At 38.4% G+C, this 12820-nt stretch carries 14 protein-coding genes; 3 read left to right on the top strand and 11 right to left on the bottom strand.

The genetic code is table 11. From position 1 onward, the window contains the following. Positions 1-4 precede the first annotated feature (4 nt). The 4 genes from idi to HMPREF0766_RS15775 form a co-directional block, all read right to left on the bottom strand. Entirely contained in the window at positions 5-526 is a 522-nt protein-coding gene (idi, locus tag HMPREF0766_RS15790) for an isopentenyl-diphosphate Delta-isomerase (RefSeq protein WP_236590430.1), read from the bottom strand. 27 nt (positions 527-553) lie between these two features. Next, the gene (locus HMPREF0766_RS15785) at positions 554-1405 is read right to left on the bottom strand and encodes a phytoene/squalene synthase family protein (RefSeq protein WP_002999347.1); all 852 of its coding nucleotides are present in this window, start codon (positions 1403-1405) and stop codon (positions 554-556) included. Between the two features lie 13 nt (positions 1406-1418). Continuing rightward, positions 1419-2900, bottom strand: coding sequence for a phytoene desaturase family protein (locus HMPREF0766_RS15780; protein ID WP_002999345.1), 1482 nt, complete (start codon positions 2898-2900; stop codon positions 1419-1421). A 445-nt stretch (positions 2901-3345) separates the two neighbouring features. Next, complete coding sequence (locus HMPREF0766_RS15775; protein WP_002999343.1) at positions 3346-3894, bottom strand: GNAT family N-acetyltransferase; 549 nt, start codon at positions 3892-3894, stop codon at positions 3346-3348. 147 nt (positions 3895-4041) lie between these two features. On the opposite strand from HMPREF0766_RS15775, the gene HMPREF0766_RS15770 reads away from it, so the two are divergent. The 3 genes from HMPREF0766_RS15770 (at position 4042) to HMPREF0766_RS15760 (ending at position 6565) form a co-directional block, all read left to right on the top strand. Continuing rightward, positions 4042-4998 carry a hypothetical protein gene (locus tag HMPREF0766_RS15770; protein WP_236590431.1) on the top strand — a complete coding sequence of 319 codons (957 nt, stop codon included), beginning with the start codon at positions 4042-4044 and terminating at the stop codon, positions 4996-4998. 123 nt (positions 4999-5121) lie between these two features. Beyond that, positions 5122-5340, top strand: a complete 219-nt coding sequence (locus HMPREF0766_RS15765; protein WP_002999339.1) for a DUF4287 domain-containing protein — start codon at positions 5122-5124, stop codon at positions 5338-5340. Positions 5341-5533: 193 nt separating this feature from the next. Further along, entirely contained in the window at positions 5534-6565 is a 1032-nt protein-coding gene (locus tag HMPREF0766_RS15760) for a threonine aldolase family protein (RefSeq protein WP_002999337.1), read from the top strand. 90 nt (positions 6566-6655) lie between these two features. On the opposite strand, the gene HMPREF0766_RS15755 is transcribed toward HMPREF0766_RS15760, so the two are convergent. The 7 genes from HMPREF0766_RS15755 to HMPREF0766_RS15725 form a co-directional block, all read right to left on the bottom strand. Then, positions 6656-7174 carry a GNAT family N-acetyltransferase gene (locus HMPREF0766_RS15755; RefSeq protein ID WP_002999335.1) on the bottom strand — a complete coding sequence of 173 codons (519 nt, stop codon included), beginning with the start codon at positions 7172-7174 and terminating at the stop codon, positions 6656-6658. 264 nt (positions 7175-7438) lie between these two features. Then, positions 7439-7969 (bottom strand): hypothetical protein, encoded by a 531-nt coding sequence (locus HMPREF0766_RS15750; protein WP_002999334.1) that lies wholly within the window; start codon positions 7967-7969, stop codon positions 7439-7441. An 11-nt stretch (positions 7970-7980) separates the two neighbouring features. Further along, entirely contained in the window at positions 7981-8376 is a 396-nt protein-coding gene (locus HMPREF0766_RS15745) for a (deoxy)nucleoside triphosphate pyrophosphohydrolase (protein ID WP_002999332.1), read from the bottom strand. A 140-nt stretch (positions 8377-8516) separates the two neighbouring features. After that, positions 8517-8990, bottom strand: coding sequence for an LIC11966 family surface protein (locus HMPREF0766_RS15740; RefSeq protein ID WP_037460645.1), 474 nt, complete (start codon positions 8988-8990; stop codon positions 8517-8519). Positions 8991-9107: 117 nt separating this feature from the next. Further along, positions 9108-9737, bottom strand: coding sequence for a response regulator transcription factor (locus HMPREF0766_RS15735; protein WP_002999327.1), 630 nt, complete (start codon positions 9735-9737; stop codon positions 9108-9110). A 5-nt stretch (positions 9738-9742) separates the two neighbouring features. After that, a complete protein-coding gene (locus HMPREF0766_RS15730; protein WP_002999326.1) occupies positions 9743-11998 on the bottom strand; it encodes a sensor histidine kinase in 2256 nt (751 codons plus the stop codon). 202 nt (positions 11999-12200) lie between these two features. Continuing rightward, the gene (locus HMPREF0766_RS15725; RefSeq protein ID WP_002999324.1) at positions 12201-12692 is read right to left on the bottom strand and encodes a hypothetical protein; all 492 of its coding nucleotides are present in this window, start codon (positions 12690-12692) and stop codon (positions 12201-12203) included. Positions 12693-12820: the final 128 nt, after the last annotated feature.

Genomic DNA, 12820 nt, shown 5'->3' with positions numbered 1-12820 from the left:
GATGTTAAGATTTAGTATTTAAATGATCCATATAATGCTGGAAAATAATTTTGAACCAGATTGTAAACGATTGAGGTTCCTGTTGTATACGGGAAGAAATGTCATCCAGAGTCAGGTAGGTGTAGGAAGATACTTCATAGGGATCAGGAGTGATAGTGCCGTCATAGATGCCCATGAATATATGATCCATTTCATGTTCTATCATGTCGTTGTCAAGATTGGCAAAATATTGGAATTTATAGAGGTAAGTTAATGGACAATTGAATCCAAGTTCTTCCTGAAGTCTTCGATGTGCAGCGTCTATAGTGGTTTCATTCGGACGTGGATGACTGCAGCAGGCATTTGTCCACAGCCCCCCGCTATGATATTTTTGATCTGCTCTTTTCTGTAAGAGCATTTTTCCTTCTGTGTCAAAGATTAATACCGAAAAAGCACGATGCAATATTCCCAGACGATGTGCTTCAGATTTGGATATTGTTCCTGTCTCTTCATCGTTGTTATTGACCGTTATTAGTTCTTGTTCCATAGGTGTTATCATGATTCTATCATATAGCTATGCCAGATTAGTGGCTAATCTGCTCCCCAGACTTATTCTAAGTAAAAGCAATAATTTTTGATAATCAGGTACTCTGATTCTCTTATTTAAAATGTTTTCGGGAGGTAATCGTTTTATTTTTTCGAACAGACACAGGTAGTAACGATAGGCCAGTAATACCCCATATCTGGATTTGGCAGGTAGTTGCATCAATCCGTCGAAGGCTTGTTCAAAATCTTTTGTGATCTGTTGTTCAATTTTGATTTTGGTATCCTTATCGAATTGGTCCATCTGTATATCATGAAAATATCTTCTCCCCAGATCGTAGGTGTCTTCCCGAAGATCCCGCATAAAATTTACTTTTTGAAAAGCTGCTCCCAATGCCTGTGCCGAAGGGGTTAGTTTTTTGATAAGTTCCTGATCTCCCTCACAGAAAATATGCAGACACATAAGGCCCACCACCTCTGCTGACCCGTAAATATAAGCATTTAGTTCATTTTGATCTTTCCAGACCTTCTTGTCCAGATCTGCATACATACTTTCAAAAAAGGCATGTATATAATGATGGTCAATATGGTATGTATTGACTACCCACTGAAAGCTGTGCAGTACAGGATTTATACTTACTCCGGACTGTATCGCCCCAAATGTATCCCTTTTGAAATCGTCCAGCAAACTCTTTTTATTATATCCGTGAAAGCTGTCCACAATCTCATCCGCCAATCTCACAAATCCATAGATGCTGTAAATTGGTCTGTGCAGATCAGCGTGTAACACAGATATCGCACTGCTAAAGGATGTGCTGTAAAGTTGGGTAACCTTTTTGCTGCACAGGCGGGATAGTTCATTGAAGATTTTGAGATTGTCCATGGGTAGATTTTTATTAGATTTTGGGGGATGATGTCTTGCTTAAATATCGGGCAACTTGATCTGCAACTATTTTTCCGGAAAGTAAAGCCGGAGGCACGCCCGGCCCGGGGACAGATAGCTGGCCACAGTATAACATATTGTCCACTTTTCGGTTTTTAAGGCTTGGTTTACCAAATGCAGTCTGGCCAAGTGTATTTGCCAGGCCGTAGGCATTCCCCTTAAAGGCATGATAATCGTCTTTGAAATCTTTAATGCTGTATTTTTTTTGATAACAGATATGCGACATAATATCGGTCTGTAGTCTTGTTTCCATTCTCCTGATTACATTTTCAAAGTAAAAGGATGCAATTTCTTCAATACCTTCCTCTAATCCTGATGCCAGAGGAATTAATACAAAAAGGTTCTCATGTCCTTCAGGTGCTACAGAAGGATCCGTAACAGAAGGAGCGCAGACATAAAACATAGGCTCTTTTGGCCACTCTTCCTTATCATACAAAGAGCGTGCATGAGCATTAAAATCACTGTCAAAAAATAAGGTGTGGTGGGTAAGGGGCAGTTTTTTGTTGATTCCCAGATAAAAGATAAGACAGGTAGGAGCCATTTGACGCTTACTCCAATAGGCCTCATTATAATTGCGGAGATGTGCAGGAAGCAACTGTTCCATGTAATGGTAGTCACCACTGGCGATGACAAAGTCAGAATGAATGATCTTATTATTAACTTTTAATCCTTTTACATGTCTTTCTTCTACATGCAACTCATTGATGTCATGATCGAAATAAAAAGATACACCCAGTTCTTTTGCTAATTTATATTGCGCTTCTATAATATTATACATTCCTCCTTTAGGATACCATGTACCAAGAGAAGCATCAGCATAATTCATCAGACTGTACATGGCCGGGATTTTATCCGGCATAGCTCCCAGGAAAAGCACCGGAAATTTCATGAGCTTCTGTAAATACGGATTTTTGAAATACTTATTGACATGAGTATCCATGTTGGAAAGCAGATCAAGACGCATCAATGCTTTGAAAATATCCGGTTGAACGTACTCCATGACACTTAAAGAAGGAAATGTAGCGTATTTCTTAAGGCCCATCTCATATTTGACAGCTGCATTTTGCATAAACTGTCTTAGTTTTTGTTTACTGCCCGGCTCTATAGATTCGAATAGATTTTCCAGTTCAGTCATATCAGCCGGTACAGGTAACTCCATGTCATCAAAGATGATCGTATAGGACGGATCTAAGCGTTGTAATTCATAGTAATCTGAAACTTCGTGACCAAAATCCTGAAAGAATGAAGCAATGATATCCGGCATCCAATACCAGCTCGGGCCCATATCGAATACAAATCCTTCTTCCCGAAATTGACGGGCACGGCCTCCCGCTGTGCTGTTCTTCTCAAAAACGGAAACCGTGTGACCTTGCTTTGCCAGATAGCAGGCTGCAGCCAGACCTGATATTCCTGATCCTATTACTGAAACATTCATATAGTTTGATAAAATTCAAATCTTATCAAATATAGTATTTTTTAATTCTATTTTTATTGATATTTTAATTTAAAAAGTTTTAAAACAAACATATTTTAATAAATTTAGTTTGTTATCATATATTTGGTTTTTATGTAATGGAGTGTTTAGAAGAAGTTAGATGCTTTTTAATAGGGTTTGTGTAGATAGAAGAATGATGACAGAGTAGAACAATGAGATACAAACAGGACAAGATGTATTTTTCTATATGGAATCAGCGTTGATTCAGAGAAAATAGATGGGTTGAAATCCGGATGATATTGATTATCGTAAATAAGGAAAAACAGAAGAAATTAAACTATGTGCTGCATCGCCTTTTTATGGCTTTAACTTATAATGAAACCTTTATTTAATATAGTTTATAGTTAGTGTAGTGGAGTGGTAAACGTAAGTTTACCACCCATTCTTATTCAACGGAATAGTTCCATTCTTCTTTTAGCATAGAAAACACCACCAGATCCAGGAATATACCATTTACAAGTTCGGATTGCCGTAAAATGCCTTCCCTTTGAAAACCAAGTCTCTGAGGTATAGCCTGACTTTTGGTATTTTCTACGGCTGCTTTTATTTCTATGCGGTTTAATCCAAGTTCGTTAAATGCAAGATCAATAATCTGCCTGCAGGATCTGCTGATTATCCCTTCTCCTTCCATATCTCTGTTCAGCCAATATCCGATAGCAGCACTTTTGTTCTGTTGATTTATATGATGTAGTCCGATTCTGCCTACGATCGTCTGGCCGTAGAGAATAACGAAACTTATCTCTTGTCGTTGATCGTACAGATCCATACAATATTGTATATACTGATCAAAGTCTGCCACTTCCTGCATATTGCCTACCCATGGTAAAAATCTGGAGAGATGATCCCGGTTCCGATCGACAGCTTCAAGGAGTCCCTCCGCATGTTCGGGAGATGTTTGTTGCAGTTTGATATGTTCATCTATTCTAATTTCCATTTTTGGCTAATTTTTTCAGTTGTGTTTGTCTTATATTTTTATGGAATTTATATAATTTTATTCGGTTTATTAGAAAAATATATTACTTTTCGATCAGGAATTATTATCTGCAGCAGGATCTTATTTTGATGTTATTAACATAAAGAAATGAAGAAAAGAAATTTTTGGATTTGTAGTGTTGTTTTGCTTCTTTTAACGTCTTGTGCTTCGAGTCGTTCAAAGACTATAAACAGCAATATTCTGACATTGAGAGACAGCTACTGTAAGTCCCCTTTTATCTATGATTATAAGAATGTAGTACCGTCTTATAACTCAGATTCTATTCTGAATGCCAATATTTCGCTGCGTAAATCATTCTCTGATCAGAGTATCTTAATATTAAATGCCTTAGGGAATTTAGATGAAGTGGAAGCCATTATAAAACTGAAAAGTGATTCGACAATGGCATCTCAGTTGAAAATTCTTCAGCTCAAAAATGTAATTAACAATAAGATTAGTATTTCATTGACAGAACTCGATGCTGTTGCTGCTGAATATGACTGTGAAGGAGAACGTGTGGCGCAGATGGGAAATTTTGTAGATAATATAAATGCCGGTAAATCCAATAAACTGATATTATATTCCATCGTAGCAGGAGCTGCAACCTCTATTGCAGGCGGAATAGTCAAAAATGATATGTGGAGTGATATTATAGGTATTGGCGGTGGCGTGTTGGGAGCGGGGTTTGGATTGGCAACCTTCAATCCTAAGGGTAGAAAAGTGGAATTTATACATGGAAGAAATCTGCTTCGTGATGTATGGCATGAAAAGCTGGAATCCCCTAATTTTCCTCCTTTTATCTGGTATATGTTTACGGAAAAGAAATTTTCCAACAGGGGTGAAAAATCGTTGATTCAGAATATGAAAGACCGTTGGTTGAAATATCAGTTTGCCGGCGATACAGAATCTGCAGATAAATCAGTTATCTTTAGTGACGGAGGTCAATACCTTGCGGAAGACTTACACAACAGAGCGACGATGCTTAATCAAATGCAATCAGCTACACGTACAATTAATCAGAATATTAGTTATCTATTGCTGGAACTGGACAAACTGATTATTTAGAATAGTTGTATATGACAAGAAAATTTGTTTTCTTGTCATATGAAAAGCAAATCAGACAGGGATGCCATTATATTTGGTTACTGTTAACAATAGAAATTAATCTAATATAGATAAATAACACATATGTCCTTTCAAGCTTATATAGAAAATATTGAGACCAAAACGGGGAAAAGTCCGGAAGATCTGCAAGCCTTAGCCACAGGAAAGGGTTTCGTAGAAAATGGAAAACTAAAATCTGATGTGAAAGCTGCACAGATAATAGAATGGCTCAAAGCAGACTTTGATCTTGGACATGGACATGCGATGTCTATATACGCTTATTTTAAAGGAAAGAGATCTTAATCTAACTTAGGTTAGGGAGGTGCAGGTTTTCCCAAAAAACCTGCTTATTAAGGAGATATTATACTCCTATGAAAAACAAAAAAACCGGCAGTAGCATCGTAAATCGGATGAAGCTGTCGGTTTTGATTTTAATAGAGTTTGTTGTTCATATAAACTGTAATTTTGCTTCGATATTTTAAATGTGATTCCAGCTATGTACAGTTTTAAAAATGATTACTCAGAAGGTGCGCATCCCCATATTATTGATCAGCTTGTCCGGACCAATCTTATTCAGCAGAACGGCTACAGTGGAGATGATTATTGTATCGAAGCTAAAGAAATTTTAAGACGTGAACTGGATAATCCAGGTGCTGCTATTTATTTTGTATCCGGCGGTACACAGGCAAACCTTATTTCTATAGCTTCCTTATTACGTACTCATGAGGCTGTCATCAGTGCGACTACCGGACATATCTTTGCTAATGAAACAGGAGCAATAGAATCTACAGGACATAAGGTAATTGCTGTAGATAAATCGGATGGAAAGCTAGAGCCTGCGGATATAGAGCGGGTGCTATCCGCACATTCGCTTGCTCCGCATATGGTCAAACCCAGACTGGTTTATATCTCTAATTCAACAGAAATAGGAACACACTACACGAAAACAGAATTACAGCAACTATCGGTATGCTGTCGCAAAAATAGTTTACTTCTATATATGGACGGAGCCCGGCTGGGTCATGCACTTACTGCAGCTGAAAATGATCTGACACTGGCGGATATTTCCCGTCTTGCAGACATATTCTACATCGGCGCCACTAAAAACGGCGGATTGCTGGGAGAAGCGATAGTGTTGCCGGATCCTACTCTTCATCCGGATTTTGACTTTGTGATCAAGCAAAAGGGAGGGCTGCTTTCCAAAGGCAGGTTGCTGGGAATTCAATTTAGGGAACTGTTCAGGGACGGGCTATACTTTAGGCTGGCGCAGCATGCTAATGCTATGGCAATGAAAATAGCTCATGCGGTGAAAGAATGTAAATATGATATGCTTACGGTATCATTCACCAATCAGATTTTTCCTATTCTTCCTTTACATGTAATCGAAGAACTTAGTACGAAGTATGATTTTTATGTATGGAAGCAGATCGATGAATCACAGTCGGCTGTCCGACTGATTACCTCGTGGGCTACAGAAGAATATTATGTAGACGAATTTATCAAAGACCTGAAGCGTATATCATCATAATACCAGAAGAATGATATAATACGGATATTCTTGATGTGTCCGGAACTTGTTTTCGGACAGCACTACAACTTGTAACTTCTTTTTCCTTGGTTAGCGCAAATGATACCAGAAATGGAGTTGATTTTCATAATCAAAAATCTCTTTTGCTTCAAAGCCCAGTTTTTCCAGCACTTTTTTTGAATCCAGATTATTAATGTCTGATATGGCGTGGATAGAATAGTTTGTCAGGTGCGTTTTGGCATATTGCAAACAGGCTTTTCCGCTTTCTGTGGCATATCCTTGGCCCCAGGCTTCCTGAACAAAACGGTAACCGATATCCAGATAGTCAATATGATTATTCGTCATTACTTTGATCAGTTTAAAACCAGACCATCCGATAAATTCATTTGATTCTTTTTGAATCACAGCCCATCTTCCGATTCCATGTTCCTGATATTGCTTTCGTATGAAGGCAATAACTTCAGATGCCTGTTTTTCGGTCGTCAGTGGCTTCCCTCCGAGGTACCTGTGAACTTCCGGATTGGAATCTAATCTGAAAATACCTCTGCAATCAGAATCCTCCAGTTCCCTGATTATTAACCTTTCCGTTTCAATTATTACTTTTTCCATGTTAGTTATGTCCTAAATTAAAAAAAGTCTCGCTTTACTGCAATACACAGATTTCAAAAAATGAAAGATTAATGTGAGTTTTCTTAAATATGGGAGTAATAGTCTGTAAATAAAGGTGGAAACGTTGTTAACATACCTGTTGCTGAAGAAATATGTTACGCTTAGCTGACAATTTTTTGCATTTTCCATTGTCAGAAGATAATATAATCTGTTAGTGTCTGGGAGAGGGCATGATTTGATGAAAACAGGTGGGATTAAAGACAGCTATGGCTTATAATCACCCTTGTTCCATAGCTTATCTGTTATTTCCTTGATCCCGTATTCAAAGTAGTTTCCGTTTTTATCCTTGTTGCGCTGAAAAAGTCTGGGATCATAGGATTTGAAATTTAATTTTAAGAATTTATCGAAGTATCCGTTGCCAAAGGTAAGATGTAAGTGGAACGTAGACCGGAATGAATTTGTACTGTCCTCATACTCTTCATAGGTCTTTAACCGGCGTACTATTTCGGAAAGCTCTTCCATAGTTATATGATCTGTTTTTTCAGGATCCGGAAGGCTGATATCAAAAGCCAATGCTTCGGCTCTGCTTTCTTCCCACCATTCCCAGAGATTGAATGAAGACATTTCTTTGCCGGTAAGAAGGTGTAAGTGCTGTTCAAGCCTTTTGTATTCAACCAGTTCTCCATCTCCATGCTCATCGCAATAGTCTGTGTAGTCTAGTATGAGTTTTAGTACTTCCGGATAAAGTTTTTCTGCGATATCCAGACGGGGCTCTATTTCTTTTCTCAATTCCATAAATTCAGGATTTAATCTTTAATGATATTACCCGATAAGAATTCTTTCACTATCGGAATATCCGCTTCTGCCCAGTCATAGTTCATTAATTGTTGTCTGGAGACCCATATAGCCTGTGCATGTTCCTGAGGTGTAAGTTCTCCGGCTATTACTGTGCACACAAAGGGAAATAATTGGAGGGAAAAATCAATATAATGGTGCTCCACCATTTGCAACGGCTCATTAACCTCAATATCGAGATGAAGCTCTTCTTTTATTTCCCGTATGAGACAGTCTTTTTTACTTTCTCCGGCTTCTATTTTTCCTCCGGGAAATTCCCATTTTAAAGGTAGTTTCATCTTCTCTGACCGTTGACAGATCAGAATTTTCTCCTGATGGATAATGAGTGCACAAGTAACATATAACATATGAAGTGAAGATACACAAATCTGAATGCAGGGTCAATAAGAAAAGTATGGAATGTAAGAGGCTGAAGAGAGGGAAGGGGGGATTGTCTGAAAATTAACAGACCATGTACAACGCACTTAACATGGTCTGTTAATTCTGTTTATTTTTTAGCGTGATCGCGTTCAAATTTACCTGAAGCCTCATTCACACCATTCGCCATTACTTCGAGCGCATTGTTGATGTTATTTAGTAACTGCTGTTCTGTAGCCGGATCCTCTTTTTTGTTTTTGCGCAGATCAATTAGTTTAGGATAATCTTCTGCAACAATTTTTTTGTATCCTTTTAGTCCTGTAAGAATTGCGGTCTGCAGGTTGGCATCTCCGTTGAAGTCTCCAATTTCCTCTACTTTTTTGATGTCTTTATCCAGAGCTGTGCTCCATTCCTGTTGTACTTTTCCTGCTTTGTCGAAGTCTCCCGCCTGCATTGCACTGTTCATTTCTGTGATGTTTTTTTCCCCTCCATTGATGACAGTCATGAGCTCATTGTTATACTCTGCAGGATCTTTTTTTGCACCACAGCTCATAATCAGCAGAACCGGTAACATCAGCAAACTTTTTGAAATAATGTTTTTCATGTTTTTTAAAATTAGTTTATACATATGATAGCCTCATTCATTCAGGCACTTTACAAAAGTAGAGCTAAATGAAAAAGGATAGTATCCCCAAAATCAGTGATTTTGATTATGGAGATATTATTTTCTGATCAATCCGTATTCTAAAGCTAATCCGATAACTGAAGCTATGTTTTTTACCTTAAATTTTTCAATCAGATTTTTCCGATGACTTTCTACGGTATGTGAACTGATAAAGAGTACATCTGCAATTTCTGTTGAGGTAAGACCTTTGGCTGCTTCCTGTAGTATTTCTTTTTCCCGACGTGTTATTTTAGGGACATTGCGCAGACCCTCTGCTGTCTTCTTATCCATGATCAGCTTTGATTGCGCACATAGAAAACGCCCTCCGGCATATACCGTCTGAATGCCTGTAATGATTTCGGCTCCGGAAGCATTTTTCTGAATATAACCCGATGCACCTTCGGTCAGCATACTGTTAATAACTGCAAATTCGTTATGTACACTAAGAGCAATAATCTTCATGTCCGGGTGTGCCGATTTGAGCCTGGCCACTAATTCTATACTGTTGATATCGGGAAGATTAATATCCAGCAGCAGAATATCCGGTTGTTTTTCTTTCAGTCCGGCTACCAGAGATGCTCCGTCGGTGAAGCAGGCTGCAAGATTCAGATCTTCTTCTGTAGCCAGTACATTTTTCAAACCTTCCAATACCATTGGATGGTCATCTGTGATCATAATTTCTATCATACGTCTTAAGTGTTGGAATCCAGTGGGAAATCCAGTTCTATTGTTGTACCTATATTATGTTGAGAGTGAATATTTATTTTTCCTTTTAAAAATGAAAGCCGGGTTTCTACATTATGCATACCTGCAGATTTTTTTCCGTTTAGTTTTTGCGGATCAAATCCTTTTCCATCATCTTCAACAGTAATGTGTAGTCTGTTGTCATTTTCGGATAGCTGCACGATAATCTGACTTGCTTCTGCATGTTTAATGGCATTATTGACCAGCTCCTGAATAATTCTGTACACCAGTATCTGCCGCTCCTGATTAAGTTGAGTAGTACAATTTACAAACACTGCTGAAACCTCCAGTTTTTCACCTGACATTCGCTCCGTATATTCTGTGATTGTTTCCTGCAGACCGTATTTTATCAGCAATTCCGGCATAAGGTTATGCGCTACCCTTCTTAGCTCCTGTACTGCAATATCGATCTGATCCAGAGAGGAGTTGATCGCTGTTTTGAGTTCGGGTTTTTCAGCTTTTTCACTTGCACGGGAGAGTCCTATTTTTGTTCCGGACAACAGCCCTCCCAGTCCGTCGTGCAGATCTCTTGCTAATCTGGATCTTTCAGCTTCCTGGCCTTCCAGCATGGCTGTCAGATTGGATATTTTACTGTTTTGTTTTTCTCTGGCCAATTCCAGCAAATGCATATTTTCGTTTTGTTTCAGTGTTTTTGATCGCTGTCTGTATGCATATAACAGAAGGAGGGCACTAATGAAAAATGCGCAGACTAACAGGAAATAAAACGTATTGATCCGGTTTTTATAGTCCAGTTGCTGTTTAGAAGAAAAAAGTTCATTAGCTCTTTGCTGTGTTTCAAGACGTGAAAGCCGGAGTTCCTGTCCTCTTTTTTCAGCTTCCAGCTGTACGACCTCCAGTTGCTGCCTTTGGTTTTCTTCATTCAGCTTCATGTTTTCCAGTTGTTGCATTTGCTGTCCGGACAGGGCGTGCATAAGGGATAATTGCTGTTCCTTTTTGTCCGCCTGCAACTGCATCTGAATAAGTAATTGCTTCTGCCTTTCTTTTTCAAACTGAGCTTCCAGACGGCGGCCCTGTTCCATTTTTTCAGTATTGTATACGGCTTCGAAAGCTGCAATGTATTGCTTGTAGTAGTGTATAGCCTGTTTGTAATCTCCTTCTTCTTCGTAGAGTTCAGTCAGCTTATGAAACAAACTCATAGCCACACCCTGATCGATGAAATTCTCCTTCATTAATGCTGCTAACGATGCCAGAAGGTAATCTTTAGCCTCGTCACGTTTATTGGCCTGAAGGCTGAATTCCGAAAGGATTCCGTAGGCTGCTGCGACATGTGTGTACTGCTGCGTTTCCTTCCCTTTTTCCAGGGCCATTTTTGCATAATTCAGGGATTTTTCTTTATAGGAGTCCGGGTAAAACTCCATATACAGATTGGCCAGATTTATAGCTGCAAAGGACAGATCTGAAGGGATCGCCATTTTATTTTTTTGCTGTTGATAGGTGTTAATGGCAGAGAGGTAGTATTCTTCAGCAGCTTTTAATGCTTTCTGATCTGTACGATTTTCCTTATGTTGTTGCTCATACATATATCCCATCAGCATATAAGCATCAAAGATACTCATGGGATCTTGTCTTATCTTGGCCACCTCAAGCGTTTTTTCAGCATACTGTTTTTGAAGATCATATGCTTTCCAATTCGAGTAGATGGTACACAGTTCTTTATATATCGCCGTTTTGCGGTTAAGGACCAGTTCTGTATCAGGTGCTTTGTCAAGCAACGTTAATGCATTCTGAAAACTTTTCACAGCTAAAGCCTCCTGCTCATCCCGCACTTGCAACCAGCCTTCACAATATATCACATATCCTTTTGTAATGATATCGCTGGTCTCATTGGCATAGTGTTTCGCTTTTTTAATATATTGATCTGAAGCTGTTTTATTGTTTAAGATCCGGCTGTTCATTGCCGCTATACTATTCAGATATGCCGCATACTGACCGTCTTTCTTCTTTTCAGCCACACGTATATTTTTTTCCAATAAACGGAAAGCTTCTTCCTGACGATTATTGAAGAAAAGTGTCTGGGCATATTTTCCGGCCAGCATAAGTTGCTCTGTACTTTCTGGAACAGCCTTTCTGTAACGGATTTCAGCTTCATCTATTGCAGATTGTGCACCACATATATGGGATACAAAGAGTAAGAATATACATAATATACTACTGACAAGATAAATAGAAATCGATTTGTTCATTACGAAACTGGCTTGACTGTCTGTTGAAACGGTTAAAATATAAAAATGACGTGATTTTCGGGTAAAGAAATCTTAAAAATAAGAAAATACCCAACATTTGCTTTGGAAGACAGTGTCTTATTTGAACAGACAGAAATTATCTGTTATTGCCTGATCCGGGAATACAATACATGGCTTTACCGGTTGTAAAAATGCTGTGATTCTATTTTTTGTCCTTCTTAGATAGTTTGATTCTCTTTTTAGATCTGGTTTCCTTAGAAGTTGGATCATAGGTACGTAGTGAATCTGAATAGTTAACCATTTTAAACGGATTGAAACTGTACTTTTTCTGATTAGACGGAGATATTTCCGGAAGCAGTAAATTACTCTGCAACAAATTCAGTGAACCATTCTCATGTAGTGGGTAAACTCCCTGTACTACTGAAATAGTTCCACTGTTCATATTGATAATATGACTGCCATGTATTGCAGAAATTGTTCCGTTTGAATTTACAATATGATTTCCATGGATTGCAGAAATGCTGCCATCTGAACTGATGATATGGTCGCCATGGATGGCAGAAACGGTTCCGTTTGAATTTATAATATGACTTCCGCTTACAACAGAATGTGTTCCGTCAGGATTGACTACGATCTGTGCAGACACTGTAGCTAAGCATGTAAGTAATAATCCGGTGAATATGAGCTTTTTCATAAGAACAGACTTTGATATAAATATAACATATTTTTCTGAGTTTCTGTTTTTCAGCTGCTTCTATGATTTACTTTTTTTGCAAAATATGTGCTGTATTTCATTTCTCTTTTGCTAAAATTGTATTTTTC

The organism is Sphingobacterium spiritivorum ATCC 33861, assembly GCF_000143765.1.
Taxonomy (GTDB): Bacteria; Bacteroidota; Bacteroidia; order Sphingobacteriales; family Sphingobacteriaceae; genus Sphingobacterium; species Sphingobacterium spiritivorum.
The sequence above is the reverse complement of the archived record's forward strand: the minus strand, read 5'-3'. Positions and strand labels throughout refer to the sequence as shown.

Excerpts from the sequence above, each read along its gene's own strand:
- HMPREF0766_RS15730 (WP_002999326.1), bottom strand. The coding sequence starts at position 11,998 with ATGAACAAATCGATTTCTATTTATCTTGTCAGTAGTATATTATGTATA.
- HMPREF0766_RS15780 (WP_002999345.1), bottom strand. The coding sequence starts at position 2,900 with ATGAATGTTTCAGTAATAGGATCAGGAATATCAGGTCTGGCTGCAGCC.
- HMPREF0766_RS15775 (WP_002999343.1), bottom strand. The coding sequence starts at position 3,894 with ATGGAAATTAGAATAGATGAACATATCAAACTGCAACAAACATCTCCC.
- HMPREF0766_RS15770 (WP_236590431.1), top strand. The coding sequence starts at position 4,042 with ATGAAGAAAAGAAATTTTTGGATTTGTAGTGTTGTTTTGCTTCTTTTA.
- HMPREF0766_RS15750 (WP_002999334.1), bottom strand. The coding sequence starts at position 7,969 with ATGGAATTGAGAAAAGAAATAGAGCCCCGTCTGGATATCGCAGAAAAA.
- HMPREF0766_RS15725 (WP_002999324.1), bottom strand. The coding sequence starts at position 12,692 with ATGAAAAAGCTCATATTCACCGGATTATTACTTACATGCTTAGCTACA.
- HMPREF0766_RS15755 (WP_002999335.1), bottom strand. The coding sequence starts at position 7,174 with ATGGAAAAAGTAATAATTGAAACGGAAAGGTTAATAATCAGGGAACTG.
- HMPREF0766_RS15760 (WP_002999337.1), top strand. The coding sequence starts at position 5,534 with ATGTACAGTTTTAAAAATGATTACTCAGAAGGTGCGCATCCCCATATT.
- idi (WP_236590430.1), bottom strand. The coding sequence starts at position 526 with ATGGAACAAGAACTAATAACGGTCAATAACAACGATGAAGAGACAGGA.
- HMPREF0766_RS15735 (WP_002999327.1), bottom strand. The coding sequence starts at position 9,737 with ATGATAGAAATTATGATCACAGATGACCATCCAATGGTATTGGAAGGT.
- HMPREF0766_RS15740 (WP_037460645.1), bottom strand. The coding sequence starts at position 8,990 with ATGAAAAACATTATTTCAAAAAGTTTGCTGATGTTACCGGTTCTGCTG.
- HMPREF0766_RS15745 (WP_002999332.1), bottom strand. The coding sequence starts at position 8,376 with ATGTTATATGTTACTTGTGCACTCATTATCCATCAGGAGAAAATTCTG.
- HMPREF0766_RS15785 (WP_002999347.1), bottom strand. The coding sequence starts at position 1,405 with ATGGACAATCTCAAAATCTTCAATGAACTATCCCGCCTGTGCAGCAAA.
- HMPREF0766_RS15765 (WP_002999339.1), top strand. The coding sequence starts at position 5,122 with ATGTCCTTTCAAGCTTATATAGAAAATATTGAGACCAAAACGGGGAAA.